Below are 1457 nucleotides of genomic sequence, written 5' to 3' on the forward strand. Positions count from 1 at the left end.
GCCCAGCGCAATCTCAAGGCTGCGCCGCACCAGCGAGTCGTCTTCGATGAGCAGAACGGAGGTCACGTGCCCACTCTACGAACGCCATGGCGGCGGCGAGCAGGGACTCCAAGACAGAGAAGCCTTCTGCGACACTTCTGCGACATTCCCGCGGATTCCCGGGGACACCCGGTCAGCAGAGTCGGGCGCATGCCATCACGAACCACATTGTCGAAGATCATCCTCACCACCGCCGGGCTCGCCGCCTCCGCGCTGGTCCTCTCTGCCTGCGGGAGCCTCACCGGCGGTACCGGAGACAGCGGACAGCAGGGAGGGACCGAATCCCCGACCGCCTCGGAGTCCGGGGTCTCCCCGATGCTGTTCCTGGGGGACTCCGTGGCTGCGCAGCAGGCGGTCGCGGTCCGGCAGGCCATGGCGGAGTCCGGCGCCTACTTCGTCGACGGGACCTCCACCGGAGGGGGCAACCTGGTGGGTCCCAACGCCGACGCCGCCTGGAAAGACCTGCTGGGACGAGTGCAGAAGGCCGAGGGCGGGGTGGTCGTCTACCAGCTGACCAGCTATGACTGGGGCACCCCCGAGGAGCAGGAGGACTCCTACCGCAACCTGGCCGAGGCTGCCGCGGACGTCGACGCCGACCTGCTGCTGGTCTCGATGCCTCCCATCGAGCCGGACGAGTTCTACGCAGGCCACATGGATGAGCTCGCCAGTGCCCACGACATCGCGCGGAGCGTGGCCGAGGACCACGAGGCGGTGGAATACCTCGACGCCTCGGCGGTCTGGGGAGAGGAATACTCCAGGGAATACGAAGGGCGGGTCGACCGGAGCGAGGACGGCATCCACGTCTGCCCGCAGGGCGCGGCACGCTTCACCTCATGGCTGCTGCGGGAGCTCACCGCCCTCTACCCCGAATTCGAACCGGCTGAGGCCGAGAACTGGGCCAACATCGGCTGGGCCGACGATGATGTCTTCTTCGGCTGCCCATAGCTGCGCTGCACGGGGCGTCTTACGAGCCTGACCGTTCCGAAAGAGCTTTTTGGAGCTCCTCTTCTCAGCCTCGCATGCCTGGCTTGCGTACTCGGCAGGGACGGTTGCCGGTGACGAACCTTCTCGACCGAGAGACCGAGCCGCGTGCACGGACTCACCGCCGCCGACATCTGGACGGGCGCTTCCATCAACGTCGGCGAGGTCTACGCCGGCCTGGCCCGCGACATCACGAACGGCACCCACCGCACCCCGGGACTCCAGCACGCTGCCCACAACAGCCGGCTCATCGCCCGAGTCGAACAAGCCGCCCGGACCGGCGTCCGGCACTGACGCCACCACACCTCGCGGCACCGTGCACCACTGCCGCAGATGCACGGACAACCGACGGAGACGCCACACCCCGTCAGGCCCTTGGTGTCCGCGATCAAGGTGGCGGGCACCAAGGGCCCCCTGGCGGCAGCCGTCGATGATCC

2 protein-coding genes are annotated in these 1457 nt (G+C 67.9%); both read left to right on the forward strand.

The genetic code is table 11. From position 1 onward, the window contains the following. Positions 1-189: 189 nt before the first annotated feature. Positions 190-984: an SGNH/GDSL hydrolase family protein gene (locus tag ACFV5N_RS27785; protein WP_385605295.1), complete on the forward strand. Its 795-nt coding sequence runs from the start codon at positions 190-192 to the stop codon at positions 982-984. Positions 985-1128: 144 nt separating this feature from the next. Beyond that, positions 1129-1314, forward strand: coding sequence for a hypothetical protein (locus ACFV5N_RS27790; protein ID WP_385605297.1), 186 nt, complete (start codon positions 1129-1131; stop codon positions 1312-1314). Positions 1315-1457: the final 143 nt, after the last annotated feature.

The sequence above is a fragment of the Streptomyces sp. NPDC059853 genome (assembly GCF_042731495.1).
Classification (GTDB): Bacteria; Actinomycetota; Actinomycetes; order Streptomycetales; family Streptomycetaceae; genus Streptomyces.

What these genes read in the sequence shown, in the direction of transcription:
- ACFV5N_RS27785 (WP_385605295.1), top strand. Translation starts at nt 190, where the DNA reads ATGCCATCACGAACCACATTGTCGAAGATCATCCTCACCACCGCCGGG.